This is a genomic window from Catellatospora sp. TT07R-123, assembly GCF_018327705.1.
Taxonomy (GTDB): Bacteria; Actinomycetota; Actinomycetes; order Mycobacteriales; family Micromonosporaceae; genus Catellatospora.
This window is the reverse complement of record NZ_BNEM01000002.1, coordinates 1,703,869-1,728,737: the sequence shown is the minus strand read 5'-3', so window position 1 is coordinate 1,728,737 and position 24,869 is coordinate 1,703,869. Positions and strand designations below refer to the sequence as shown.

Here is a 24,869-nt window from a genome sequence, read left to right as displayed (position 1 = left end):
TGCTGTCCCCGCGCGGGCGTCGACGGAGTGCGACTCCACTCAACACGCCGCCAGCCCCGAGACATATGCACAGGTAGAGAGGGGTTTGACAACTAAGGTGACGGCATACCTGCTTCCACCGTCCGAAAGGGGATCAGCGTGCCTGGCGAACCCGGAGCATATGCGACCTGCAACAACATTCAGATCTGGTTCCGGGACGAGGGTCCCGAGACCGGTGAACCGATCCTGCTGATCATGGGCCTGGGCTCGCAGCTCATCGCCTGGCCGCAGGACTTCGTGGACGACCTCACCGGACGGGGCTACCGCGTCATCCGCTTCGACAACCGCGACAGCGGCCTGTCGGAGAAGATCGAATCGGCGGACGCCGCCGGGACCGACGCGACGCTCAACGCCGTGTACCAGCTCACCGACATGGCCGCTGACACGGTCGGCCTGCTGGACCACCTCGGCATCGACCGCGCGCACATCGTGGGCGCCTCGATGGGCGGGATGATCGCGCAGACCATCGCCATCCACCACCCCGAGCGGGTGCGCACCCTGTGCTCGATCATGAGCACCACCGGGGCGCCGTTCATCGGGCTGCCGACGCTGGAGGCGGCCGCGGCCGTGCTCGCCGAGACGCCCGCCGAGCGCGAGGCGGCGATCGCGCACATCGCCAACGTCATGCGGATCATCGGCTCCCGCACGCTGGAGTCCGAGGAGCGCGAGGCCCGGCTCGCCGGGGCGACCGCCGCCTACGACCGGATGTTCTACCCGGCGGGCACCAAGCGCCAGTTCGGCGCCATCGCCGCGGCGCCCAACCGCACCGCCGCCCTCGGCGAGTTCGCCGAGCGCGAGATCCCCGTCCTGGTGGTGCACGGCGGCGAGGACTCGCTGATCAACATCAGCGGCGGCCGGGCGACGCACAACGCCATCCCGGGCTCGGAACTGCTCGTGCTCGACACGATGGGGCACGACCTGCCGCAGAGCCTGCGCCCGCGGGTCCTCGACGCGATCGACGCGAACGCCCGCAAGGCGCTCGCCGTCGCCTGATCAGGGCCCTGATCGGCAACGGGTGGCCGGAGCACGACTCCGGCCACCCGTTTCGCGCGCTCAGGCCCTACGCGTGCACCGGGACCGCGACGGCGGCGGGCACGGCCGGTTCGGGCGCCTCGGGATCGAGGTGGGGCAGGACACGGTCCAGCCAGCGGGGCAGCCACCAGTTGGCGCGGCCGAAGACGTACATCGAGGCGGGGACGAGGATCAGGCGGACCACGGTGGCGTCGACGATCACGCTGGCGGTCAGGCCGAGCGCGATCATCTTGACCACCACGTTGGTCGACAGCAGGAACGCGGCGAAGACGCTGGTCATGATCAGTGCGGCGCAGGTGATGACCCGGCCGGTGGCGGACAGTCCGGCCGCGACGCTGTGCCGGTTGTCGCCGGTGGCCAGCCACGCCTCGCGGATGCGCGACAGCAGGAAGATCTCGTAGTCCATGGACAGTCCGAAGACGATCGCGAACATCATCGTCGGCACGTAGGACTGGATCGGGACCGCGTCGGCGAGCCCGAGCGCGGCCGACCCCCAGCCCCACTGGAACACCGCGACCAGCACCCCGTACGACGCGGCGATGGACAGCAGGTTCAGCACCGCCGCCTTGGCCGCCACGAGCAGCCCGCGGAACACGGCCAGCAGCAGCAGGAACGCCGCCGCCACGACGGCGGCCACGATGAGCGGCAGCCGCTCGGCGAGCAGGTCGCGGAACTGCAACTGCGACGCGGTCACCCCGGTCACGTAGCCGTGCGCGCCGGACCCGGCCAGCATGCCGGGCAGCGTGCGGTCGATGAGACGGTCCATCAGCTCGCCGGTGGCCTCGTCCTGCGGCCCGGTCCGCGGGGTGAGCTGCGCGACCAGCAGCGCGCCGTCGGGGCTGGGCGCGAACGGGCCGACGGCCCGCACCTCGGGCAGTTCGGCCAGGGCGGTGCGCAGCCGGGCGGCCAGCAGGTCGCGGTCCGTGGCGGTCGCGGGAAGTTCGACCACGACGGTGAGCGGCGCGTTGGCCCCGGCCCCGAACGCGTCGGTGACCGCGTCGAAGGCGCGGCGGTCGGTGTAGCTGGTCGGGTAGGCACGGGAGTCGACCTGGCCCAGGCGCAGCGACAGGGCGGGCAGGGCCAGCACGCCGAGCACGAGCAGGCCGCCGAGCAGGAACAGCCACGGGCGGCGGCCGACCAGGGTGGCGTAGCGCTGCCACGAGTCGGCGGTGCCGGTGGGCTCGCTGACCGGCGGGCGCACCCGCCAGCGGTCGATGCGCCGCCCGGCCAGGCCCAGCAGCGCGGGGGTGAGGGTCAGGGCGGCGACTGCGGCGACGGCCACGGCGATGCCGCCGGCCAGGCCGAGGCGGCCGACGAACTGAAGGCCCGAGCCGTACAGGCCGAGCAGGGCGACCACGACCGTGACCGCCGCGACCACCACCGCCCGGCCGCTGCGCGCGACAGCCGCCGCGGCCGCGTCGACCGGCGCCATGCCGTCGGCGACGAACCGGCGGTATCGGGTGGCCAGCAGCAGGGCGTAGTCGATGCCGACGCCGAGGCCCATCATCACCCCGAGGGTCGGCGACACCGAGCCGAGCGTGACCGCCGCGGCGGCCAGGCCGAGCACCCCGGTCCCGGCGGCGACGCCGAGCAGCGCCGACAGCAGCGGGATGCCCGCGGCCAGGACGCTGCCGAAGCCGAGCAGCAGCACCACGAGCGCGACGGCCACGCCGATGAGTTCGGAGCGCAGGTCGTTGGCCTTGGGCCGGGCGGCGGTGCCCAGCTGCCCGCCGTATTCGACGGTGAGCCCGGCGGCGCGGGCCGGGGCTACGGCGGCGTCGACCTGGTCCAGGTACGGGCGGCCGTAGCCCGCGGGGTTGCCGGCGAAGGTGACGGCGGCCAGGGCGGTCCGCCCGTCGGGGGAGACGGTGCCGGGCCGCAGCGGATCGGCGACGGCGCGCACGTTCGGCAGCGCGCCGAGGCGGGAGACCGTCGCGGCCAGCGCGTCCCCGGCGGCGGCCACGGTGGACCCGGCTGCGGCGGTGAACACGATCCGGCTGGTGAAGCCGCCGGTGGCGGGCTGGTGGGCCGCGAGCAGGTCGGCGCCCTGCTGGGCGGAGGTGCCGGGCAGGTTGTAGTCGTCGGCGAACTCGCCGCCCGCGGCGCGGTCGGCTGCCATCAGGGCCACGACGGCGACGATCCATGCGACGACGACCAGACCGGCGTGCCTGGCGCAGAACCGCCCGATCCGCAGCAGCGACCCTGGGCGGGCCTTCGATTCGGACACGGGTGACAGTATCGCCGTTCTCGCCGCCGCGCGTAGCCCCGGTATCGTCGCAGCTCGATGCAGTTCTGAGCAGCCGCGAGCTTGACCGTTACCATCGGTGAGGTGGCAGATGCAGTGCTCCTCGACCAGCTGCCGGAATGCGGTGACGGTACGTGCGCGACTGGCTGATCTGGCTCGGCACCGGGTTCGCACTGCTGGTGCTGTCGTGGGCGCTGCTCATCGCCGCGGCCCGCCTGCTGCCGCCCGGCATCCTGCGCGACCTCGCGGCGTTCGTGCCCGACTGCGTCACCACCGTGCGCCGCCTGCGCAAGGACCCGCGCGTGCCCCGCCGCGCCAAGATCGCGATCATCGCCGCCGGGATCTGGGTCGCCAGCCCGATCGACCTGATCCCGGAGTTCCTGCCGGTCATCGGCCCGCTCGACGACATCATCGTGGTCGCCCTGGCGCTGCGCTACGCCGGCCGCCAGGTGCCCCGCGACGTGCTGCTGGCCGCCTGGCCCGGCGACCCGCACCTGATGGAGCGCCTGCTCGGCCGCCCCCGCACCCTCCCCACCACCCCGCCACCCACCCCCTGACGCCGCTGACGCGGCGAAGATCGGCGTTTGCGGTCAGATCATTGGTGCTGAGTGAGCGGCACGACCGGAAACAGCGATCTTGCCGCCGCCGCCGCCGCGGCCCGCCCGCCCGTCCTCGCCCGGCCGGGTGAGGTGCGCGCCGTGGTGGCGGCGCCGCCGTTAGTCCCCGGGTGAGGGCGAGCGGGCGAGGAAGCGGCAGGGTGGCGGTACGGCGGCGGCTGGCGTACCTTGCCGCCGTGCTGACGCTGCTCGCGGGCAGCGGGTTCGCGGTCGACCGGTGGGTGTGGGCCCCAGCGATGATCTCGACGGCGGGAGCCGGCTTCGACCGGCCGCTGCCGATCCCGCCGCTGGCACCGTCGCACCGCGACCGCCACGGCCGCCGCGTGTACGACCTGCGCGCCCAGGCCGGCGAGCACGACTTCGGCGCGGGTCCGGTGCGCACCGAGGGCTTCGACGGCAGCTACCTCGGCCCGACCCTGCGGATGGCCCGGGGCGAGCAGGTGCTCGTCGACGTACACGATGATCTGCCCGAACCGACCAGCGTGCACTGGCACGGCATGCGCGTGCCCGCCGCCGCAGACGGCGGCCCGCACCAGCTCATCGCCCCGGGCAGCTCGTGGTCGGCGTCCTGGCGGGTTGACCAGCCCGCCGCGACCCTCTGGTACCATCCGCATCCGCACGGCGCGACCGCGCAGCAGGTCTACCGAGGCCTCGCCGGGATGATCATCGTCGACGACCCGGCGACCGGCTCGCCCGCGCTGCCGCACGAGTACGGCGTCGACGACATCCCCGTGATCGTGCAGGACAAGCGGTTCACCGCCGACGGGCGGCTCGACGCCGCCAACGCGCCCCTGGCGGGGATCGGCCTGCTCGGCGACACCGTCGCGGTCAACGGGGTGACCGGCCCGTTCCTGCCGGTGGTGACCCGGCGGGTGCGGCTGCGGCTGCTGAACGCGTCGAACGCGCGCACCTACGACTTCGGGCTCACCGACGGGCGCCGGTTCGCGCTGGTCGGCACCGACGGCGGTCTGCTGGAGGCCCCGGTGCGGCTGCGCCGGATCATGCTGTCGCCGGGGGAGCGGGCCGAGATCGTGGTGGACCTCGACCCCGGCCGGACCGAGGTGCTGCGCAGCTTCCCGCACCCGCTGGGCGCGGGCCGGCTCGGCGATCGGTTCGTCGGCGGCGACGACACCCTCGACATCCTGCAACTGCGGCCCGCGCCGGTGCTGCGGCCCGGCCCGGACCTGCCCGCGGTGCTCGCGCCGCTGCCTCTGCTGACCCGGGACCGGGCCGCCCGGACCCGCGAGTTCCACCTGGACGACGACGCGATCAACGGGCTGCCGATGGACATGGACCGCGTCGACGCGCGCCCGATCGCGGGCAGCACCGAGATCTGGCGGGTCGTCAACGACGACGGCATCCCGCACAACTTCCACGTGCACGGTGTGCAGTTCCAGGTGCTGACCGTCGCCGGGGCGGCCCCACCGCCGCAGCTGCGCGGCTGGAAGGACACGGTGTTCCTGCCGCCCGGCCGGCCGGTGGAGCTGATCATGCAGTTCCCGCGCCATCCCGGGCCCGGCGTCTACATGTTCCACTGCCACCTGCTGTATCACGAGGACTCCGGCATGATGGGCCAGTACGCCGTCATCGATCCGGGGAGCTGACGTGGACACGCGGGTGGAGCAGCAGTGGGTCCGATAACCGCGATCTACCGGTACCCGGTGAAGAGCGCCGCCGGTGAGGCGCTGCCCGAGGTGGACGTGGAGCCGGGCGGCCTGCGCGGGGACCGGCGCTGGGCCTGCCTGGACCAGACCGACGGCACGATCGCCAGCCTCAAGCACCCGCACCGCTGGGCGGGCCTGCACGCCGTCCGCGCGTCCATCCCGTCCGGGCAGGACACCGTCGTCCACGTCGGCGGCCGCGAGCTGCTCGCCGGGACCGCCGAGGCAGACCATGCGTTGAGTACTGTGCTCGGCCGCCCGGTACGGCTGAGCCGGGACGTGCCCGCCGACGCGCGGCTGCACCGGCTGCTGCCCGACGACGCGGGCATGGTGCCCGACTGGCTGGCCGCCGACCCCGGGCAGGCCCTGGTCACCGGCGTGGCCGGGGGCGGCGACGGCCGCTTCGTCGACTTCGGCGCGATCCATGTGGTCACCACGGGCGCGCTGGCCCGCCTGGCCGCCGAGACCGGCCGTGACACCGTTGCCGCAGCACCGTTTCGCCCCAACCACGTCGTCGACGCGCCCGCCGACCCGGAACCCGGCGCCGAGCTGCGCGCGGGCGAGGTGCTGCTGCGGGTCCAGCTGCCCACGCCGCGCTGCATCGTGCCCGCACTCGACGCCGCCGGGCAGCCGACCGACCGGGGGCTGCTGGCCGCGCTGGCCCGCCACCACCGCCAGGACCTGCCCAGACTCGGCCGCGCCGCCTGCTTCGGGGTGTACGCGCAAGTGCTGTCTCCAGGACACGTGAAGGTGGGTCAGCGGCTGCTGGCGGTTTCATGAACTGCACCGGATCTGTCCTTTGCCCATGCCTGTGGCAGAGCATCAGGCAACGGCAAAATTTCCAACATGATCGATATGAAGATGCTAGTTTCGCCGGATGGATCGTAAGAGCGACATAGATAAGCCGATTCGGGGCTTTCAGCAGATACTGCCCGCGCGGAATGGCCGCGACCCGGCCCCATGCGGACTATGTGGGCAGACGGTCCGTCTGACCAAGACCCATGTGCCGCCGCAGTGCGCTGGCAACACACACAAGGTCGGCCGTTCGGCTCTGGTTGTCCACACACCCGAGCAGGACCGGATTCCGAAGATGGTCCATGGAAGACCTCGGGACGGCGGCCTCTACGTATTCGGGCTGTGCCCTGGCTGTAATGGTCTTCAATCGACCTACGACGGGGCCTATGGTGATCTCGTCCGGTCGCTGAAGAGCCTATGGGTGCAGGACTGGGGCATGCGTCTCAAATGGCGTTGTCCAATGCCGTCCGCCGAGTTCAGGCCCGGCTCTGTGGCCCGATCGATCTTGATCGGGATGATGGGCATCAACCCGACGATCAGGGATGCCCATCCAGTTCTGGCGAAGGCGCTGATCGACAAGTCCCCCGTGGTGGGACTGCCTGAGGACGTTCGACTCAGAGTCGCTCTGGCTCGCGGACTCACCGCGCGCATCGCGGGTCCCAACGGCGGCTCTTTCGGGTTCGGAAACCTGGGCGTAGACCGGCCGTTGCCGCTGACCTCGCTCGCACACGTGTACTTTCCGCCGCTGGCCTGGCAGCTCAGTTCTCGCGATTCCTCCTTGCTGGATCGTGAGCGCTGGGCCGACGTGTCGGACTGGCTGGCATACGATCCGGCCGAGACGGCCGACCTGGCAACCCTCTGCCCCCCTCTTCCGCCTGTCGCCTATCCCTCTCATGTCCCTTGGGGACCGACCACCTGGGTTCAGCTGTGGTTCCAGGCGGCAGAGGTTGTGGAGGTCAAGGAGCTTCCGAAGGACCTTCTGAAGTTCTGACACTTCCGGCGGCGTGGCGAAGCCGAACTCCCTGCGGCAGCTGAAAGCGACATTTATGCCCGAAAGGGTTTGTAGCAGTCGGCTGACGTCGTCTTGGGCGATCCAGTTGATCGAAAGACTTGCGTTCTTGGCTCGTAGGTGAAATTTTCCTTTGCACTGGACCACTCATGTGGAGGAAATCTCATGCGGAGGAGAATCACCGCGGCAGCGGTGACCACGGCGCTGCTCGGCGCCCTGCTGCTGCCTGGTGGCGCGCAGGCCGTCCCGGCTGCTGGCGGTGCCCCGGCAGCCCAGGACACCGCCGACTGCGTGCTCAACCCGGCGCTGCCCAAGCGCCAGTTCCGGGCGATGTGGATCGCCAGCGTCGTCAACATCGACTGGCCGGGCGCGCCGGGCCGCGACGAGGAGACGCTCAAGGCCGAGTACCGGGCGTGGCTGGACCTGGCCCAGCGGCTCAACAACAACGCGGTGATCGTGCAGGTCCGCCCCACTGCGGACGCGTTCTGGCCGTCGCCGTACGAGCCGTGGTCGGAGTGGCTGACCGGCGCCCGTGACGGCAACGGCCCCGGCTGGGACCCGCTGGCGTTCCTGGTCTCCGAGGCCCACGCGCGCAACCTGGAGTTCCACGCCTGGTTCAACCCGTACCGCATCTCGATGCCGCAGGGCGCCGGGGCCGACATCAGCAAGCTCGCACCCAACCACCCGGTGCGCGAGCACCCGGAGTGGGCGCTGGCCTACCCGGTCAACGCCGCGGGCAGCCGCCTGTACTACAACCCGGGCGTCCCGGACGTGCGCGCGTTCGTGCAGAACGCGATCATGGACGCGGTCGACAAGTACGACATCGACGGCGTGCACTTCGACGACTACTTCTACCCGTACCCGGCGGCCGGTCAGGACTTCCCCGACGAGGCCACCTTCGCCCAGTACGGCGCGGGCTTCGCGACCAAGGCCGACTGGCGCCGCCACAACATCGACCTGCTCGTCCAGGAGGTCAGCGGCCGGATCAAGGCCAGCAAGCCGTGGGTGAAGTTCGGCGTGAGCCCGTTCGGGATCTGGCGCAACAAGGCCAGCGACCCGCTGGGCTCGGAGACCAACGGCACCCAGTCCTATGACGCCAACTTCGCGGACACCCGCAAGTGGGTCAAGGAGGGCTGGCTGGACTACATCGTGCCGCAGGTGTACTGGAGCATCGGCTTCGCCGTGGCCGACTACGCCAAGCTCGTGCCGTGGTGGTCCGACGTGGTCTCGGGCACGAACACGCAGCTCTACGTCGGTCAGGCCGACTACAAGATCAACCTGGCGGGGCAGCCCGCGGCGTGGTTCGACCCGTACGAGATGAGCAGGCACATCACGTTCAACCGGGACTACAACGTCTCCGGCAACGTCCACTTCTCGGCCAAGGACGTCAAGGCCAACCGGCTCGGCGCCACCGACATCGTCGCCTCCGAGCAGTACTCCAAGCCCGCCCTCGTGCCCACGATGGCGCAACTGCCCGCCAAGCCGCTGATGTTCCCGGTCGTCACCGGCGCCCACCGCGGCGACACCGGCGTCGAGCTGTCGTGGCGGCCCATCGCCGACGGCGTCGGGCCGTTCGGCCAGGCCGCCTCGTACGCGGTCTACCGCTTCGACGGGTTCACCCCGCGCCTGGGCGCCTGCGACCTCGCCGACGCCACCCACCTGATCACCACCACCCGCGGCACGTCGTTCACCGACGCCACCGCGGTGGCCGGCCAGCGCTACACGTACTACGTGACGTCGGTCGACCGGCTCTGGAACGAGAGTGCGGCCAGCCCGCCGCGACTGGTGCCCTGACACCCGGACCCGGACCCGTCCGCACCTGCGGGCGGGCCCGGCCCGCAATGAACGCGACATATCGGGTGGACGCGGGTAGCTTCGGGAGATGAACAGCGCAGCCGCCACCGTCGAACGGGCCGTCACCGAACGCGGTGAGCTCGTGCTCCGCGAACTCGACGGGCACTACGAGGTGATCAGCAACGGGGTGTTCCTCATGGACACCCGCGCCGGGCAGTCCGAGCGCCTGCTCGTACGCGCCGCCCTCGACGCCGTGCCGGACGGCGCCCGGCTGCTGATCGGCGGCCTCGGCGTCGGCTTCTCTCTGGCCGAGGCGGCCGCCAGCGCCAGGCCTGCCCGGATCACCGTGGCCGAGATCGAACCGGTGCTCGTCGGCTGGCACCGCGGGCCGCTGGGCCGGTTCAGCGCCGGAGCCGTGGACGACCCCCGGGTGCGGGTGGTCACCGCCGACCTCACGACGTGGCTGCGTACCACCGATGAGGTCTTCGACGCGATCTGCCTCGACATCGACAACGGTCCCGACTGGACCGTCTTCGACACCAACGCCGCCCTCTACCAGCACGACGGTCTCGACCTGCTGCGCGCGCACCTGGCCCCGGGCGGGGTCCTGGCGGTGTGGAGCGCGGCCGAGTCCCCCGCGTACGCCGAGCGGCTCGCCGCCTCGATCGGCCCGGTCGAGACGCTGCGCGTGCCCGTGCCCCGGGGCGAACCCGACGTCGTCTACCTGGCCCGCCTACGCTGATCACCGGGCGAGGCAGGGCCGTGCGGGTCGAGGCCCGTCATCCCGCGCCGTTCCTCGGACCGGAGCGGTCGATCCCCGCAGCGAGGACCGACCGTTCCGGGGCGGTATGCCGGTCAGGGCTTCCAATAAGGGTCGCGGCCGCTGAGGCCGAGCAGCCGGTCCAGCGCGCCTGCGGTGGCGGGCACCGGTACTTCCGGCCCGAACCCGTCCGGCATACCGCGCAGCCCGGGGGCAAGCTGCTCGACCTGCGTGAGCGCCGCCTCCAGCACCGCGTCGTCGTACGTGACGTCCTGCCCGCTGGCACGGGCCAGCTCCCAGCCGTGGACGACCAGTTCCATCAGCGTGATCCCGGCGCCCAGCGCTGCGGGGAGCATCCGCCCGTGGATCTCCACCGCACCCTCGGTCGCGCCGGGCGCAGCCCAGGCCTGGCTCAACGTCAGCAGTTCCGGCGGAAACGTCACCCATGGCGGCTGGTCCATCGTCACCACCCGGTCGGCGGGCCAGGTCTCCTTCCGGGCCGCAGTCCGGCAGATGTGGATCGAGTTCAACAGGTGATGGCACAGGCCGTGCACGTCGCAGTCCGCGCTCGGCGTCGGCGACTCCATCCTCACCGCCGACATCTGCGGCGCCGTCACCACCGCGGTGACGGTCTCTGCGGCGCTGGCGATCAGCTTGCTGGTGGACATGCGGGACTGCCTCCGGGGGTCGTATGGTCGTCCGGCCGAATCTATGGGAACCCCGGCACCCCAGACTTCCGCGATCGTGCTCAGTTCGCGGTATTCACCCGCGCGGGGCACCGGTATCCCGCTGTCCTCAAGCAGGCACGACGCGTCTTCGAGCGCCCGGCGGCGCGCACGCGCGGCAGGGCGGCGGTCCGGGAGTTGCGGCGCCCCGACATCCCTGCTACGAACAGCTGTCACCGGTTCGTAGCGCCGATCAGGATCGAGGCCGCATGAGCAGTGGCGACTGGGCGGCGTGGACCGGTGCCGCCGGTACGGTCATCGCCGTCGTCGCGGCCGTGGTCGTCGGGCTCGTCCAACTACGCGTCCAGCGACGGCTGACGGCTGTGGAACGCACCATCCAGATGCAGCGGGACTTCACCACCGGTGAGACCGGTGACGCGCGCGGCCGGCTGTCGCGCCACATGGCGCGCACGGGCCGGGCGCTGGGCGGTGAGGAGCGCTACCACCAGCCCCGCTGGGAGGAACTCGTCGGGCGCCAGTACATGTCCATGGCGGACGGGCAGGCCGATCTGTCGCTGTACCCGCCGGACATGCAGGCGTCGGGCGACCAGACGCCGCTGCGCGACATCTACAAGGTCCTGTGGGCCCTGGAGCGGATCGCGGCTTCCTACCGCGGCGGCCTGCTGGATCGCGACCTCGCGTTCAAGCTGCTGGCCAGGCACGTCGTCTGGTGGCACCTGATGTGCGAGCACCTCACCGCCGACCAGGTGGAGTACGTGACCCCGCTCAAGGAACTCGCCGCCGAGCTCGCCGACGAACGCCTGCTCACCTGGGCCCGCACCAGCTTTCTGCCGTCGGCGCCCGCAGCATCCGAACCCGACTGATCAGGCCCCGTCCGGCCGCGTCAGGCACGCCGCGAGCTCGGTCCGGTTGCGGACCGCCAGCTTGCGGAAGATGTTGGCCAGGTGGAACTCCACGGTCTTCGGGGTGACGCCGAGCTGCTCGGCGGTCTCCCGGTTGCTGCGGCCCAGCGCCACCGCCCGCGCCACCCGCAGCTCGGTCGGCGTGAGGGGCAGGTCGTGGCGCGGCGCGGCCGGGGTCAGGCCGGTGACGGCGTCGAGCAGGGCGCTGACCCGGGCCAGCGGTCCGCCCGCGCCCATCGCGGCGTACCCGCTGGCCGCGGTCTCCAGCAGCCGGATCGCGTCGACGCGCCGCCCGAGCCGGGCGTGCCGCTCGCCGAGCAGCCACGCCATCCGGGCCCGCGACAGCCGCTCGGCGGGCCGGTTCAGGCCGGTCAGCGACCGCTCGAACCGGGCCATGACCTCGGGGTCGTCCGGCGCCGAGATCCACTCCCGCCACGCGGGCAGGGCCGGGGCGCCCGGCCACCCCAGCGGCGGGTCGGGGATGGCCGTCAGCAGCCGCAGCGCCGTGGCCCGGTCCCCGGTCAGGGCGTGGTGGGTGGCCAGCTCCCAGCGGTGCTCGTAGAACAGGCCCGAGTTCGCGCCGACGGCCGTGCCGACCAGGAACTCCAGCACCCCGACCCAGGCCTGGACGTCGCCGTTGACCAGGTGCAGCGGGGCGGCGCACTCGGCGATGTGCGCGGCCACCCAGCTCGACGCGGCCCGCGCGGCCAGGTCGCGGGCCTCGCTCAGGTAGGCGCCCGCCGCGGCCGTGTCGCCGCGCAGCGCCTCCACCTTGGCCAGGAACGACGTCGCCTCGGCCTGGATGTCGACCCGGCCCGCCTCGATCGCCAGCAGCCGCGCCTGCGCCAGCGCGGCCTGGCCCCGCACCAGGCCGCCGGACCAGGCGTCACCCAGCCCGATCATCGTGAGCAGCCGGGCCCGGCGCGCGGGCGGCGCGGCCAGCCGTTCCACCAGGTGCGCGAACCGGGGGCGCGCCTCGTGCGGCCGGATGGCGCTGAGCGCGCACAGCAGCGCGCACTCCAGGTAGAGCTCGTCGGCGCCGAACCGGTCCGGGTCGAACAGGTCGAGGGCGAGGTCGAGGTGCCTGCTCGCGTACGGCTGCCGGGTCCGCACGCCGACCACCCCGGCCGCGGTGTGGAACAGCAGCTCCACCTCGTCCACCGGTGTGCCGCCGCGCAGCTCGTCCAGCTGGCGCACCGATGCCCGCAGCGTCACCGGGTCGGCCGTGCGGGCATCATCCAAAAAGGACTCAGTGAGGATCCGTGCCGCCGCGATCCGTTCGCCCGTCCCGGAATCCGTCGGCACGGTCGCCGATTCTATGGCCCGCTGCCACACCCCGGGAAATCCCCAGCACGCCCAGGCGGACCTGCCGGAACGACGGCTGCCACGGCCTCTGCCGACCGCCGGTGCCCGGCCCCGGAACCGTCCGGGAGCCGGACACCGCCCCAGGTCAGGCTTCGGGCAGCGGGTTCTGCCCCACGAGCAGCTGCCCCCGCTGGGCCGACGCGCGTACGGCGTCGAAGCCGTACCCGATCATCTCGGCCTCGTAGGCCCGCAGCGCGTCGTCGACCGCGGCGCCGGACGACAGCCGGGCGGCCAGCACGCGCGCGTCGCGCAGCGCGGTGTTGGCGCCGACGCCGATCGCCGGGCTCATCACGTGGACCGCGTCGCCCAGCAGCGTCACCGGCTCGGCTGTCTCCCAGCCCGCCAGCGGGACGCTGGTGCGCACTGACACCGGGAACACCGTCGCCGGGTCCTGCCGCGCGAGCAGTTGGCGCACGGCCGGATGCCAGCCCTCGGTCAGCTCGGTGGCCAGCTCGCGCAGTTCGGCGCCGGTCATGGCGAACAGCTGCCGGTCGGTCCGGCCGAACTGCTCCGCCCGCGCGCCGAAGACGCAGGTCAGGTAGTCGGTGTCGGGGTCAAGGGCGATGCCGGGGGCGATGCGCGCCGCCGCCCCGGGCAGCGGCTCGGCGTAGCGCACGGGCGCCAGGCCGACGAAGCGCCTGCCCGGCCCCGTGACGGTCGTCCACAGCCCGAGCAGCTCCGGCGACACCACGTCCTGCACCTGGGCGAGCGGGATCCTCCCGTACAGCAGCCGCAGCCCCGCGTCCACCACCCGCGCCTGCGGCAGGTACTGGGCCCGGGTGGGCGAACCGACCCCGTCGGCGCCGACGAGGACGTCGCCGGTCGCCTGGGCGCCGTCGGCGAAATGGGCGGTGACCCCGCCCGGCCCCAGCGAATAGTGCGTCAACCGGGCCCCGAACCGCACCTCGGCGCCCGACAGCAGAATCTGGCGCAGCGTCGCGCGGTTGACCGCCAGGTTCCCGCCCGCGGGCAGGCCCTCGACCGCCGGGAGCCGCTGGGCGTGGCGCAGGTTCAGCTGCTCGTCGTAGGTGTCCAGGTCCGCGCCGGGTGTCCCGGCGGTGGCGACGAACAGCTCGTACGCCTGCGGGGTGAGCAACGCCCGCAGCGCGGTGATCCCGTCGGCGTCGATGCGCACCCGATATCCCTGGTGACGCAGCTCGGCGGTGGTGTCGCGCTCGAACACGACGGCGTCGACGCCCGCCCGCCGCAGCCCCTGGGCCAGCGCGAGGCCGCCGATGCCGGCTCCGACGACGATGACGCGTAGACCGGTCATGATGACCGTCCCTTCTTCAGCGTGAACTGGAAAAGGGACGCACTGGATGCACCCCGACAGGGCACCGTACGAGCGCGCCGATCGTCCCGCTGGCGAAAGCGCGGCTACGTGCCGCGGTGAAGTCCTTCCTGGATTACCACCTGGCCTGCCTCACCGACGCGGCCAAGGGCAAGATCACGCATTTGGCGGTCGTTCCCAGCACTCGACGTCTCGGGCAGCATCCCCTGGCCGAGACCCTGGGAATCGGTGACCGGATCATCCCTGCTGCCGGGAACAACCCGGGCCACATTCGCAGGTTCAGCACCGGGACGTTCACGACCGACTGGCGGGCCGATGGCGCCCGGTCCTCACCGCGATCAGGGACGTCCCCTTCGAGGTGCGGCGCTGCGCTTCGGCCGGGTGCCGCGCAGCCACGGCCGACGGGTGAGCGGCGAACTGGCGACGGTCACGGCGCAGGACCGCTGGGGCGGTCCTGCGCCGTCGGCCGGTCAGGCCGTCACGTGGCCGGCGGTCCAGCAGGCGTTCTGGTTGTGGCAGTTCACCAGCGCGTCCAGGGCCGTGTGCAGGGCCGCGAGGCGCGCCGCGGTGAGCGTGCCCGCGATGTTGCTCAGCTGGTACGGGTCAGCCACCCGGTCGTAGTACTCCCGCTCCCCGTTGGAGTACTCCACATAGGTGTAGGTCGCCGTCCGCAGCGCCGAGTAGGTGACCGGATTGCCGTTGCGGACGGTCTGCGCGTCGGGGTCGTCGGCGGCCTGGTTCGGGCCGTGGTGCTCGATCAGTGACGCGGTGCGCCAGTTGGGGGCGGCATCGCCGTTGAGTAGCGGCAGCAGGCTGCGGCCGTTGATGTTCGGGTCGACGTCCGCGCCGCCGATCCGCTGGAACGTCGGGGCCAGGTCGATGTTCTGCACGACCTCAGGTCGGGTGCTGCCCGGGGTGATCCCGGGCCCGGAGACGATCAGCGGCACCCGGATGTCGGTGTCGAAGGCGGTCATCTTGCCCTGGAGGAGCCGGTACTCGCCCATGTGGAAGCCGTTGTCGGAGCTGAACACGATGTAGGTGTTGTCGGCGACGCCGCTGGCCGCGAGCGTGCTGCGCAGGTCCCGGATGAGCCGGTCGACGGCCTGCACGGCCTGGGCGCGCTTGCGGAAGTTGGTGTCGATGGTGGTCTTCTCCGCGGCGGTCAGCGGCGTGTTGGCGGCCAGCCACGACGGCGCGTTGGCGGGCAGCTTGTTGAAGGCCGGGGTGCGCGGGGCGGTCAGGCCCGGGAAGTCGTTGAGATCCTCGTCGGCCGGGGTGAACGGCCCGTGCGGGGCGAACGTGGCGATCTCCAGCAGGAACGGCTTGCCGGCCGCGACCGAGTTCTGGACGAAGGCCCGGCCCTTGCCGGACACGACGTCGGTGAGGTAGTCGGCCGGGGAGCCGCCGTAGTGCACGACGGTGTGGTTCTCGTTGAGGTCGTAGTTGTACTCCGGGTAGCCGTTGCCGGCCACGCGCCAGTCCGACCAGCCCGGCGGCACGTACGGCTGGCTGCCGCCCTGGGTGTCGGCGGGCAGGTAGCCGTTGAGGTACTTGCCCATCATCGCCGTGGCGTAGCCCTGGCCCTGCAGTGCGGTGGCGAAGGTGCGCGACTCGTTGCCCCGGCCCTTGAACACCGCGAACCCGCCGTCGGTGCCGCCGTTGGTGAACACGCCGGTGTCGTGCGGGAACTCGCCGGTGAAGATCGACGACCGGGACGGGCAGCACAGCGAGTCGGTGACGGTGTAGTTGGTGAACGTGACGCCGTCCTGCTGGAGGCGCTGGACCTGCGGCATGTACTGGACCAGGTTCCACGCCAGGTCGTCGGTGAGGATGAGGATGATGTTGGGCGGCGTGGCCGCCGCGAGTTCGCCACCGGAGCCGGCCAGGTCGGTGCCCGAGGCGGGGGCCGGGATCCAGGCTGCCAGCGCAGTTGCGGCTGCGACGGCGAGACCTGCCGCCAGCCGACGATTGAATCGAAGCATGTGGAAATATTTGCCAGCGGATGTCAACCGGTCGCGAAGATCCTTCGTCGCGAAATGTTAATTACATTCCTCTGACATTCGCCGATCCCCGCCGCCCGCACCACCCGGCTGGAAGCGCTCTCTGCGGTACCGTCGAGCCACCCCTCACAGTGGACGGTGACCATGCCTCCGGCACCCTCCGAGCGCGGTCCGCTGCCGCGCGCCCGGCTCGCGGTGAGCCTGCTGTTCGCCCTGTACGGCACCATCCTCGGCACCTGGACCGCCCGCATCCCGGCCGTCAAACAGCACCTGGCGCTCACCGACGGGCAGCTCAGCCTCGGCCTGCTCGCCTTCGCCGCCGGGGCCATCCTCGGCATGCAGACCGCGGGCCGCCTGGTCGACCGCGTCGGCGCCGCGCGCCTGCTGGTGCCGGTCCTGCTCGCCGACGGCGTGCTGCTGGTCGCGCCCGCGCTCGCGGGGAACCTGGCCCTGCTGGTCGGCGCGCTGCTGGTGTTCGGCACGGCGCACGGGCTGCTCAACATCACCATGAACGCGGCGGCGGTCGAGGTGCAGCGGGCCTGGCAGGCACCGATCATGTCGTCGTTCCACGCCGTGTACAGCGTCGGCGGGTTCCTGGGCGCCGCGGTCGGCGGGCTGTGCGCGTACGCCGGAATGAGCGCCACCACCACGTTCCTGGCCGTCACCGGCCTGGTCCTGGTCACCGCCGTGCCGGTCGGCCGCTGGCGGCTCGCCGCCGACCCCGCCGCGGCCGATGCGCAGCCGCAGCCGGGCCGCCCGGCGCCCCTGCCCGGGGTGACGCTGCTCGGGGTGCTGGTCTTCTGCTGCCTGGTGGGGGAGGGTGCGGCCGCCGACTGGAGCACCGTCTACCTGCGCGACAGCCTCGGCAGCACGCCCGGCTTCGCCGCGACCGCGTACGCCGCCTTCTCGATCATGATGATGGCCGGGCGGCTCGTCGGCGACCGCCTCACCCGGACCCTCGGCCCGGTGCGCCTCGTGCGCGCCAGCGGGCTGCTGGCCGCGTTCGGGCTCGGCACCGCGCTGCTGGTCGGGCACCCGGTGGCAGCCGTCGCCGGGTTCGGCTGCCTCGGCGCGGGGCTGGCCTGCATCGCGCCGCAGGTGTTCTCGGCGGCGGGCAGCCAGGACCCGGCCCGTGCCGGGCAGGCGATCGCCCGCGTGGCCAGCCTCGGCTTCCTCGGCTTCGTCGTCGGCCCGATCGTCATCGGGGCCGCCGCCGAGGTCACCGGGCTGCCCGCCGCGCTGTCCGTGCCCGCGGTGCTCGCCCTGCTGGTGGCCGCGTCCGCGGCGGTGCTCCAGCCGCGCCCCGCGCCGCCGCAGCCGTCACCGGCCGCAGGCTGACCCCAGTGCTGGCGGCGGAGGCCGGGCAGGCGGCGCGGGTTCGGGCCGCCGGTCTTCGCGTTCAGAGGGGGCTGCGGCGGGCCATCACGGCGAGGCCGATGGCGGCGAGGAGCGCGGCGGCGGCGGGGATCAGGAAGACGTGGGGAAGGCCGATGGACGCGGCCCCGAGTCCGCCGGCCGCGCCGCCCAGCGCGGAGGCCAGGGCGGAGGAGCTGATGAACACGGCCGAGGCGGTCGCGACGGCCGCCGGGAGCAGCTTCTGCGCGACCAGGATGCCCAGGGCGGCGAACACGCCCCATACCGCGCCCATGAGGATCTGGCCGGTGAACAGCCCGGCGGCGGTGCCGGTGGTGGCGAAGCAGATGTTCGCGGCGACGCCGAGACCGGCGCCGATCACCATGAGCCGCATCATGCCGATGCGGCGGGCGGCGACGATGGCCAGCGGCATCAGGATGATCTCGACCAGCGGCTGGATGCCGATGATCGCTCCGCTGAGCCCGGCCGGGAGGTTCAGCTGCTTCGTCATGTAGATCGGCAGGAAGGCGTATTTGATGGGCTCACCGACGTAGATCAGGATGAACAGCGCGGTGAACGCGAGCAGCGGCAGCATCTCCGCCGTGGTGGGAGCGCCTGGTCGCGGTTCGGACGGCTGCGCCGCGCCGGGGTCGGCAGGTGCCAGGCGCAGCGTTCCCAGCGGGATGATCTGGGCGAGGGTGCAGAACGCCGCGGCGACCAGCAGGGTGCGCAGCGAGCTGTGGGCGGCCACGAACGCCCCGGTGACGGGGCCGATCACCCAGCCCGCGGTCAGGGCCATCCGCACCACGGCGACGACGCCGTCGCCGTTCGGGTGGGGGTGCGTCTTGAGCTGGTCGTGTATCGCGGCGAACAGCTGCGAGACGGCGGAGCCGGCGAACGCGCCGATGACGGCGCTGATGAGGAACGGCATCCACAGCTGCGTCGAGTAGGCGATGCCGAGCCAGCCGACGAAGCCCAGCACGGCGCACAGCCGGAACAGGCCGAGCCGGCGGCCGGTGCGGTCGGACCTGCGGCCGACGAGGTAGCCGGCCACGGGCGCGGTCAGGTTCGTGAGGTAGAACAGGCCGGCGGTGCGCAGCGAGGCACCCAGGTCGTTGACCAGGAATGACGCGAGCTGTGGTGCGGCGGCGGCGTATCCGGCGGATCCGAGCAGCACCGCGGCGGACGCGCCCCGGTAGAGCGGCGAGGTGAGCGTCTGGCGTAGCGCCGACGGGTGCGCGGCGGGTCCGTCCAGCGCCGGGTCGGTGGTCTCGACCTGGCCGGTCAGCGTCATCGGTCGCGCCTTTCATGGGCGGGTGCGGGGGTGCTGTCCCGGGTGACGAGCTCGACGGGGAACCGCTGGCGGTGGCCGGTGGCCGGGATGCCGTCGAGGAGCAGCCGGACGGCGTCGGCGGCCATCTCCTCGACGGGCAGCCGCATCGTGGTCAGCGGCGGGTTGCTGCATACGGCGGCGATGCTGTCGTCGAAGCCGATGATGGCGACGTCGTCGGGCACGCGCCGGCCGGTGGCGGTGATGGCCTGTACGGCTCCGGCGGCCATCAGGTCGCAGGCGACGAACATCGCGTCGATGTCCGGATATTGCCGTAGGAGCTCCCGTGCGGCGTGGTGGCCGCCGTCGCGGTAGAAGTCGCCGTCGGCGCTGAGCTGCGGCAGCCCGAGGTCTTCGACGGCTCGCCGGTAGCCGGTGCGCCGGTCGATGGCGCAGGGGTTGAGCGCGGGACCGTGGACGGCGGCGATCCGGCGTCGGCCGAGCCGGTGGAGTTCCCGGACCGCCTCGTACGCCCCGCCGACGTTGTCGGCCTGCATCGCGGGCACCGAGGGTGCGGTCGGGACCATCGACACCACCCGGCGGCACCTGCGGTGGAACCGGGCGGCGAGATCCGGCGTGACGTAGGCCAGGACCGCGCCGACGGTGGCGTCGGCGGCGATCTGGTCGATGGCGTCCCCGGCCGCTCCGCTGATCGCGTGCAGCCGCAGCTGCGCGCCGGCGTCTTTCAGGACCGGCATCATGCCTGCCAGGACCCGGCTGAAGTACGGATGGGCGCCGAGCCATTCGATACCGGGGCCGTCGGTCACCGCGATGACGTCCACCGCTCGCGGCCGACCGGAGGCCAGCGCTCTGGCGGCCTCGTTCGGCTGGTAGCCCAGGTCGGTCACGGCCGCTCGGACCCGCGCCCGCAGGGGGCTCGACGCGCCCGGGGCGTCGTTGATCACGCGGGACGCGGTCGCACGGGACACGCCTGCCACCCGCGCGACGTCCTCGATCGTCGGCCTGGCCTTGCTCATCGGGCGCCTGCACTCTCCACGGCGATCACCCGCCGCCGCGTTCGCGCAACGATAGACCCGAGAGCGCTCTCACCGAGCGAGCAGGAGATTCGAGGCCGGAATGGCAGGCGAGCCGACCCGTGCCGGGGCGCCCGCACCACGCGGGCGCCCCGGCACGTTCGTCACTTGGGCTGCTCGCCCGCCGCCGGCAGCACGGCGGCACCGTCACGGCGTGATGAACCCCGGTCGGCCGCGCACTCGTCGACGATGCTGAGGAAAGCGGCGACGACCGCGGGGTCGAACCGCGTATCCCGGCTCAGCTCCGCCCTGGCCTGGTCCTCGCCGGCCCCCGCCGACCCGCCGGCGCGCATCGTGGCCCAGGTGTCGCACACCGCGATGATCCGTGCGCCGACGGGTATGTCGTCGGCACTGAGGCCGAGCGGATAGCCGGAGCCGTCGGCACGCTCATGATAGGCCGCGACCAGGTCGCCCAGGTCAGCCCGGCCGGCCAGCTCCACCAGCAGCCGGGCGCCCTCGGCCGGGTGTCGGCGGATCTGCTCCGCCGAGGGCGAGTCCAGCGCCGCGGTGATCCGGCCGATGTCCGCCACCCGGGCGGCAGCGGCGATCCGGGCCTGCGTGGCGGGATCGAGACCCAGCCGCGCAGCAGTATGCGCCGACCAGCGCGACACCAGCGCCGCCCGGTCGCGCCGGCCGAGTGCCTCGTCGACCCGGTCCGCCAGCCAGATCAGCCCCGGCGGCAGCTCGCCTGCCGGGTCGGCGGCAGCCGGCACGACCCCCGAACCGACGACCCGGTCGCGGCCGAGCGCCTTGGCCCGGTACAGCGCCTCGTCGGCGACCTCGACCAGCTTGCCGGTGTCGACCTGCCCAGGCTCGGCCGTGGCGACCCCGAACGAGGCCGTGAGCAGCACATGGTCAGAACTGCCCGGCACCGGCACCGGTGTCCGGCACACGCTCTGGCGGATCCGCTCCGCCAGGTCGACCGCCGCCTGCGCGTCGGTGCCCGGCAGCAGGCACGCGAACTCCTCACCGCCGTACCGGCAGATCAGATCGGTGCTGCGCACCGACTGCCGCAGCAGCCGCGCCACCTCTACCAGCACCGCGTCCCCCGCCGCGTGCCCGTACGTGTCGTTGACGTCCTTGAAGTGGTCCAGATCCACCAGGACCACGCTCAGCGGCGCCTCGTGCCGGGCCGCGGACACCGCCTCGAACCGCAGCGACTCCTCGAAGTGGCGCCGGTTGTACAGGCCGGTCAGCGGATCGGTGAGCGCATCCGTACGCAGCCGCTGCGTCACCCGCCAGCGCCCGCGTGCCAGGCTGATCTGCCGCACCAGCAGACCCACGAGCAGCAGCAGCGTCAACGCCACCGTGACGCGCGACAGCTGGCCGACCACGATCAGGTCGGCCAGCGCCACTCCGCACACCGCGACCACCGCGACCACCGCCGGCAGCGACGACAGGTCCGGTTCCAGGGTCGTCGGCTCGTCGGACTCCCGCGAGCGCGCGGCGATCAGCGCGGCGATGCACAGCAGCACCGCCTCCGCCTGCCAGCCGACGTTGAGCCAGCTCGCGTTGGTGTACTCGTGTTCGAGGGTGAGGTAGGCGTACGCGGCGTCGGTCACCGCCGCCAGCCCGAACGCCGCCCCGACGATCATCATCGACCGGGGAACCCGCTGCCCGCCGCTGAACACCACCGCCGCCAGGACGCTGACCAGCGCGACCGACAGCACCGGGTAGATGAACGCGGTGATCGTCGCGGCGTCCCAGCTGCTCGGCATCAGCGGGCCGATGAGCAGCTGCCAGCCCAGCGCCACCCCGCCCGCGGCGACGAGCAGGGCGTCGAGCAGTCTGCGGGTACGTCCCAGCAGGCCCATCCCGAGACCGACGATGATCGCCGGAACGGCCAGCAGGTAGGACAGGAAGTAGCCGATGTCGGACACCGACGGGACCGGAACGTCGTCCGGCGACCGGTAGGCGGACACGGCCCACAGTGTCTCTCCGGCGAGCCACAGCACGTTCGACGCGGCCAGCAGCCGCCACGCGATACGGACCCGGCCGCTGGTGCGAACCGCGGCGAAGACGCTCAGCCCCGCCGCCGCGGCGATCGGGAACAGATACAGGACGTTGCCGACGAAAATAGCAGCAGGACGCGATGTATGGGTCAAATAGACCAGGACGGCATAAAAGACCAGCCACAGGCCCCCGACCAGCACGGCTGTCATCACGACCCGGTCGGGTTCACCGCCCGGCCGGGTCGGCCACAGCGCTCGGCTGATCCCCGTGGCGCCTCCCAAGGTGCGCGCCTGCTCCCGCCACAAGTCTTGCGCGGCAGCATCGCCGACGGGCACGGCTTGCGGGATTGCGCCCGGGGATCCACCCGGCTCACAGCCGCAACGTGCTCACCTGCTGCTGGAGCAGGAGCGCCCCGGCCAGTTCGAGGGAGTCGGCGCCGACGAGGGCATGCTGGGTCGCCGTGTGGACGTCGCGGAAGTGCCGCTGCAGCGGGCTGGACAGAAAGACCGAGGAGCCCCCGGCGGTACGGTAGAGCAGGTCGACCGCCTGCGCGGCCATCGCGGTGGCCTGGGTGATCGCGAGCCGCAGCCGCGCCTGGTCCTCGACGGTCGCCTGCTGCCCGGCGGCGGCCAGGTCCCAGCAGCGGCCGATCTCGTCGAGCAGGTAGGCCCGTCCCGCGTGGCGCAGCCCGGTCGCCTGCGCGAACGCCGCCTGCGCGGCCGGCTTCGCGGCGAGCACCTGGCCGGTCATCGGGTTGGCCTTGGCGGCGGCGAGCCGGCTGAACTCGGCGAGCGCGGCGTCGGCGATCCCGAGCGCCACCGCGGCGATGCCGAAGGCGAGCAGGCTGCGGAACGGGAACGCGTACAGCGGGGAGTCGTGGACCGGCGGGTCGGCCAGGGAGAAGGTGTGGTCGGCCGGTACGAGGACGTCCTCGGCGGTGAAGTCGTGGCTGCCCGTGCCGCACAGGCCGACCGCGTGCCAGGTGTCGTGGACGGTCACCTGCCCGGCGGGCAGCACGGCGAGCACCATCTCCGGCAGGCCCTGCGGCCCGACCACCACACCGCCCGCGTCGACGACGACGCAGCCGCCCACCAGCCAGGTCGCGTGCCGGGAGGCGCTGGCGAACGTCCATCTCCCGCTGACGCGGTAGCCGCCGTCGGTCCGGACGGCGCGTCCCGACGGGGCGGCCACCCCGGCGATGAGGAACCCCGGATCGGCGAGCAGGCCCTTGGCGACGGCCGGGTCGAGGCGCCCGAGGACGGCGCTGGTGGCCGCGGCGATCATCGCGCACCATCCGGTCGATCCGTCGGCACGGCCCAGCTGCTCGAACACCTCGTACATGGCGGCGGGGGAGGCCTCGGCGCCCCCGGCCGACGCCGGTGCCGCGATCCGGAACACTCCGGCCTCGGCCAGGCCGGAGACGAGGTGCCGGGGCACTGCGCGGTCGTGTTCGGTCTGGGCGGCGGCCGCCGCGATCTGCTCGGTCAGCGCCGAGACATCGGACAGGATCGAAAGGGGTGACGTCACGGCCATCACCGTAACGGTCGGCCGGCTCCGCGCCCGCAGCCGTCTGTCACCCGGCGTGACTGCCGTGGTTGTCCTCGAAGACGAGGAGCGGTTTGGTGCCGTGGGCGGGCGCTTCGGCCAGGGCGATGGCTTCGGCGAAGCGTTCGAGCGGGAACGGCTGGCCTTCGGGGATGGTCAGCACGCCGTCGGTGGCGAGGCTGCGTACCTGGGACAGCGCGCGCAGCGCCTCTTCGGGCGGGGTGGTGCCGAACCAGCGGTTCAGCCAGAAGCCGCGGACCGCCTTGGTCTCGTAGATGAGCGAGCGTGCCTGCACGGGGATCGTCAGCGCTGCCGGATCGGTCTGCCGGTGGGTGGACAGCGCTCCATAGACGACGACCTGCCCTCCCGGGGCCAGTGCCTGGGACACCTGGGCGCCGACCGGCCCGGCGACACAGTCGACGGCTTTGCGTACGCCGTCGTCTCCTGCGATCTCGGCCACCCGTCGCAGCAGGTCTTCGTCCTCGGTGCAGACGACCTCGTCACCGCCGAGCGCCCTGATCTCCGCGACGGCGGCGCGCCGCCGCACGATGTTGATCGTGCGGACGCCCAGGTGCCGGCACAGCTGGATGACGAGCCGGCCGACGGTGGAGCCCGCGGCCGTCTGTAGCAGCCATTCACCTGGCTGCACGTCGAGTTCGCGGGTCACGAGCAGCAGCGCGGTCAGCGGGTTGACGGCGAGTTGGCCGGCGCTGGAATCGCTCAGGCCGTCGGGGACCGGCAGGAGCCGTCGGACATCGGCGACGAGGTATTCCTGCCAGGTGCCGGACACGGGAGGGCCGGGCACCGCGGGGACGGCTGCGACCACCACGCGCTGGCCGATCTCCAGCCCCTCGGCGTCCGGGCCCAGGGCCTCTACCCGGCCCACGCATTCCATGTGGCCCCCGACGGTGGGGAACTCCGGGGAGAAGCCGTATCGGCCGCGGAGAACGTGCAGGTCGCTGGCGTGGATCGGGGTCGCCTTCACCCGGATCAGCGCCTGGCCGGCTGTCGGCGTGGGAACGGGTCGCGACTCCAGCCGCAGGACATCGGCAGGCTCGCCGACCTCTCCGGCGACGAGCGCGCTCATGGTGTGAGGCATGGCTGACCTGTCTCTAACCGCCTGACGAACTCGGCGGGCGTCCTGGCGACCTCGATGCCGCTGCCGTCAGCGCCCGGTTCCGCGCTCCGCGGCCATGTCTCCACTCTACGCAGGAGCAGTGGCCCCGACCTGGGCATCGCGGTGTTCGGCCGCCCGCAGACGCCAACGGGCCCACGTGTCGATGTTCGCCGACTCGCGCGTCGTCCGGTGTCTACATCGACTCAGGCTGCACCGGCTCGGCACCACGAATACGGGGTCGGGCACGATGATCGCGTCAAGGAGGTCTGCATGGTGCGTCGCAGGCAGGTGAACGGACCGGAACCGGTGGAACCGCCGGCAGGCGAGCGGGAGCATGCGCT

19 protein-coding genes are annotated in these 24,869 nt (G+C 72.5%); 9 read left to right on the top strand and 10 right to left on the bottom strand.

The genetic code is table 11. The annotated features are described in order from the left end of the window. Positions 1–138: 138 nt before the first annotated feature. Positions 139–1,032, top strand: a complete 894-nt coding sequence (locus Cs7R123_RS27730) for an alpha/beta fold hydrolase (protein WP_212830658.1) — start codon at positions 139–141, stop codon at positions 1,030–1,032. Positions 1,033–1,099: 67 nt separating this feature from the next. Here Cs7R123_RS27730 and Cs7R123_RS27725 read toward each other — a convergent pair whose 3' ends face one another. Then, complete coding sequence (locus Cs7R123_RS27725; protein WP_212830656.1) at positions 1,100–3,298, bottom strand: MMPL family transporter; 2,199 nt, start codon at positions 3,296–3,298, stop codon at positions 1,100–1,102. Positions 3,299–3,450: 152 nt separating this feature from the next. Here Cs7R123_RS27725 and Cs7R123_RS27720 point away from each other — a divergent pair, with 152 nt between their 5' ends. The 6 genes from Cs7R123_RS27720 (at position 3,451) to Cs7R123_RS27695 (ending at position 9,934) form a co-directional block, all read left to right on the top strand. Then, a complete protein-coding gene (locus tag Cs7R123_RS27720) occupies positions 3,451–3,873 on the top strand; it encodes a YkvA family protein (RefSeq protein ID WP_212830654.1) in 423 nt (140 codons plus the stop codon). Positions 3,874–4,073: 200 nt separating this feature from the next. Next, positions 4,074–5,537 carry a multicopper oxidase family protein gene (locus Cs7R123_RS27715; protein ID WP_212830652.1) on the top strand — a complete coding sequence of 488 codons (1,464 nt, stop codon included), beginning with the start codon at positions 4,074–4,076 and terminating at the stop codon, positions 5,535–5,537. A gap of 24 nt (positions 5,538–5,561) precedes the next feature. Next, a complete protein-coding gene (locus Cs7R123_RS27710) occupies positions 5,562–6,374 on the top strand; it encodes an MOSC domain-containing protein (RefSeq protein WP_212830650.1) in 813 nt (270 codons plus the stop codon). Positions 6,375–6,471: 97 nt separating this feature from the next. After that, positions 6,472–7,380, top strand: coding sequence for a hypothetical protein (locus Cs7R123_RS27705; protein ID WP_212830649.1), 909 nt, complete (start codon positions 6,472–6,474; stop codon positions 7,378–7,380). 183 nt (positions 7,381–7,563) lie between these two features. Next, positions 7,564–9,192 carry a glycoside hydrolase family 10 protein gene (locus Cs7R123_RS27700; protein ID WP_212830647.1) on the top strand — a complete coding sequence of 543 codons (1,629 nt, stop codon included), beginning with the start codon at positions 7,564–7,566 and terminating at the stop codon, positions 9,190–9,192. Between the two features lie 88 nt (positions 9,193–9,280). Next, entirely contained in the window at positions 9,281–9,934 is a 654-nt protein-coding gene (locus tag Cs7R123_RS27695; RefSeq protein WP_212830645.1) for a spermidine synthase, read from the top strand. 113 nt (positions 9,935–10,047) lie between these two features. On the opposite strand, the gene Cs7R123_RS27690 is transcribed toward Cs7R123_RS27695, so the two are convergent. Then, positions 10,048–10,620, bottom strand: coding sequence for a TIGR03086 family metal-binding protein (locus tag Cs7R123_RS27690; RefSeq protein WP_212830643.1), 573 nt, complete (start codon positions 10,618–10,620; stop codon positions 10,048–10,050). 266 nt (positions 10,621–10,886) lie between these two features. Between Cs7R123_RS27690 and Cs7R123_RS27685 the strand changes: the two genes are divergently transcribed. Beyond that, on the top strand, positions 10,887–11,501 hold the full coding sequence (locus tag Cs7R123_RS27685; protein WP_212830641.1) for a hypothetical protein: 615 nt from the start codon (positions 10,887–10,889) through the stop codon (positions 11,499–11,501). Here Cs7R123_RS27685 and Cs7R123_RS27680 read toward each other — a convergent pair whose 3' ends face one another. The 3 genes from Cs7R123_RS27680 to Cs7R123_RS27670 all read right to left on the bottom strand — a co-directional run bounded on the left by Cs7R123_RS27680 (position 11,502) and on the right by Cs7R123_RS27670 (position 16,178). Further along, on the bottom strand, positions 11,502–12,845 hold the full coding sequence (locus tag Cs7R123_RS27680; protein ID WP_212830640.1) for a LuxR family transcriptional regulator: 1,344 nt from the start codon (positions 12,843–12,845) through the stop codon (positions 11,502–11,504). 145 nt (positions 12,846–12,990) lie between these two features. Next, on the bottom strand, positions 12,991–14,178 hold the full coding sequence (locus Cs7R123_RS27675) for an NAD(P)/FAD-dependent oxidoreductase (protein WP_212830638.1): 1,188 nt from the start codon (positions 14,176–14,178) through the stop codon (positions 12,991–12,993). Positions 14,179–14,666: 488 nt separating this feature from the next. Further along, positions 14,667–16,178 (bottom strand): sulfatase, encoded by a 1,512-nt coding sequence (locus Cs7R123_RS27670; protein WP_212830636.1) that lies wholly within the window; start codon positions 16,176–16,178, stop codon positions 14,667–14,669. A gap of 162 nt (positions 16,179–16,340) precedes the next feature. Here Cs7R123_RS27670 and Cs7R123_RS27665 point away from each other — a divergent pair, with 162 nt between their 5' ends. Next, the gene (locus Cs7R123_RS27665) at positions 16,341–17,534 is read left to right on the top strand and encodes an MFS transporter (protein WP_212830634.1); all 1,194 of its coding nucleotides are present in this window, start codon (positions 16,341–16,343) and stop codon (positions 17,532–17,534) included. Between the two features lie 61 nt (positions 17,535–17,595). On the opposite strand, the gene Cs7R123_RS27660 is transcribed toward Cs7R123_RS27665, so the two are convergent. The 5 genes from Cs7R123_RS27660 to Cs7R123_RS27640 all read right to left on the bottom strand — a co-directional run bounded on the left by Cs7R123_RS27660 (position 17,596) and on the right by Cs7R123_RS27640 (position 24,498). Continuing rightward, positions 17,596–18,843, bottom strand: a complete 1,248-nt coding sequence (locus tag Cs7R123_RS27660; RefSeq protein WP_212830632.1) for an MFS transporter — start codon at positions 18,841–18,843, stop codon at positions 17,596–17,598. Continuing rightward, positions 18,840–19,856, bottom strand: a complete 1,017-nt coding sequence (locus Cs7R123_RS27655) for a LacI family DNA-binding transcriptional regulator (protein WP_212830629.1) — start codon at positions 19,854–19,856, stop codon at positions 18,840–18,842. The genes Cs7R123_RS27660 and Cs7R123_RS27655 overlap by 4 nt, the downstream gene beginning before the upstream one ends. 161 nt (positions 19,857–20,017) lie before the next feature. Then, the gene (locus tag Cs7R123_RS27650) at positions 20,018–22,075 is read right to left on the bottom strand and encodes a diguanylate cyclase (RefSeq protein WP_212830628.1); all 2,058 of its coding nucleotides are present in this window, start codon (positions 22,073–22,075) and stop codon (positions 20,018–20,020) included. A gap of 160 nt (positions 22,076–22,235) precedes the next feature. Next, entirely contained in the window at positions 22,236–23,393 is a 1,158-nt protein-coding gene (locus tag Cs7R123_RS27645; protein WP_212830626.1) for an acyl-CoA dehydrogenase family protein, read from the bottom strand. A 46-nt stretch (positions 23,394–23,439) separates the two neighbouring features. Then, a complete protein-coding gene (locus Cs7R123_RS27640; RefSeq protein WP_212830625.1) occupies positions 23,440–24,498 on the bottom strand; it encodes a zinc-dependent alcohol dehydrogenase family protein in 1,059 nt (352 codons plus the stop codon). Positions 24,499–24,869: the final 371 nt, after the last annotated feature.